General features: G+C 71.2%; 2 protein-coding genes. One reads left to right on the top strand and one right to left on the bottom strand.

Annotated elements, in window-relative coordinates:
- Positions 1-1,323, top strand: a 1,323-nt coding sequence (locus tag LLG88_04260) for an NADH-quinone oxidoreductase subunit N (protein ID MCE5246119.1), incomplete at its 5' end; no start/stop codon positions are given.
- A gap of 248 nt (positions 1,324-1,571) precedes the next feature.
- Here LLG88_04260 and LLG88_04255 read toward each other — a convergent pair.
- Positions 1,572-1,787 (bottom strand): phosphodiester glycosidase family protein (locus LLG88_04255; protein ID MCE5246118.1); only part of this gene is annotated, 216 nt, incomplete at its 5' end.

Raw genomic sequence — 1,787 nt, 5'->3', positions numbered from 1 at the left:
GCCTTCGGCGACTTCCGCGAGACGGCCGGCGTCGCCGGGCTGTTCATGCTGCGCGTGGACCGGCTCGCCCTCTGGCTCGACGTCCTCTTCGCCCTCGCCGGCCTCGCCACCGTGCTGCTGCTGCCGCACTACCTCGAGAAGACGAAGGCCCACCGCCCCGAGGTCTACCCGCTCTCGTTCCTCGCCGTCGCCGGCATGACGCTGATGGTCGGCAGCGAGAACCTGGTGATGATCTTCCTCGGGCTGGAGATCCTCTCGATCCCGCTCTACGTCCTCGTCGGCATGGCGCGGGAGAAGGCCGAGGCGGTGGAGGGCTCGCTGAAGTACTTCCTGCTCGGCGCCTTCTCCACCTGCTTCCTCGTCTACGGCCTCGCCCTCGTCCTCGCCGCGACCGGCCACTTCGACCTGCCGGGGATCGCCGCCGCGCTGCGCGCGAACGACGGCCTCGCGCCGTACGGCTCGGTCGCGCTCTTCACCGGCCTCGGGTTGATCATCGTCGCCTTCGCCTTCAAGGTCGGCGCGGCGCCGTTCCAGTTCTGGGTGCCCGACGTCTACCAGGCGGCGCCGACGCCGGTCGCGGGGTTCATGGCGGTCGGCACGAAGGCCGCGGCGTTCGTCGTGCTGCTGCGCGTGCTGCACACCGGCTTCGCCGGCGCGCCGGACACGACGCAGCGCTGGACGACGGCGGTGGCGGCGCTCTCCGCGCTGACGATGGTCGTCGGCAACCTGCTGGCCCTCGCCCAGCGGCGGCTGAAGCGGCTGCTCGCCTACTCCAGCGTCGCGCACGCCGGCTACCTCGCGCTGGCGCTCTTGGCGCCGCTGCCGGTGGCCGCGCCGAACCTCGTCTTCTACCTCTTCGCCTACGGCTTCATGACGATCGGCGCCTTCGCCGTCGTCTCGCTCTTCCAGCGCGAAGGGGCGGACGCCGACGACCTGTTCCAGTTCGCGGGGCTCTGGAAGCGCCGCCCGTGGCTCGCCGGCTCGCTGGCGATCTTCCTCCTTTCGATGGCCGGCATTCCGCCGCTTGCCGGTTTCGACGGCAAGCTGGTGATCTTCCTCGCCGCGCTGCAGTCGGGGCACGCCGGCCTCGCCGTGCTGATGGCCGTGGCGGCGGTGGTGGGCGCGGCCTACTACCTGCGCGTGGTGACGACGATGTTCCTGCGCGAGCCGGAGGACCCGCTCTCGTCGGAGATCCGCGTGCCGCTGTCGGCGCGTTTCGTGCTCGGCGTCGCCGTTCTCGGCACGATCATCCTCGGCGTCTTCCCCGGCCTCCTCCTCGATCCCCTCTCCCTCGTGCACCGCGCCCTGGCCCCGCTCTCCTGATCCGCGCAACGTGATCCACGCGCAATCCTGCCTTTAACGACGAAAGGCAACGTTGCCCGAGGTCCACGTCGGGCGGCAGGCGCGGACGAATCGTGAGCGGGGACACGGCAATCGGGACGCGCCAGCCGCCCCTACACGCCCTTCGTTACGGCCCCAAGCCCGCGGCGTCGAACGCACCGCGTCGAGAACATGGCGTCGATACGACGCGCGTCCCGCGAGACGCGCGGGCAGTCCGCACCAAATCCGAATCAGCGGCGGACGCGGCGCTGAACGGCGATGACGTTGGGGATCGGGACCGCGTCGGCGCGGCGCCCCTCCCCGACGGAACCCGCCTCGTACAGCCCCGAAAAGTCGAGCTGCTGGTCGCCGGCCTCCAGCGAGAACTGCGCCGTCGGCCCCCCCTCGAGGTACATCGCGTTCCGCAAGTCCAGCGGCAGCCGGCGCAGCGCGTCGGCGACGTCGTG

This window comes from bacterium, assembly GCA_021372775.1.
Classification (GTDB): Bacteria; Acidobacteriota; Polarisedimenticolia; order J045; family J045; genus JAJFTU01.
This window is presented reverse-complemented; position numbering and strand designations above follow the sequence as displayed.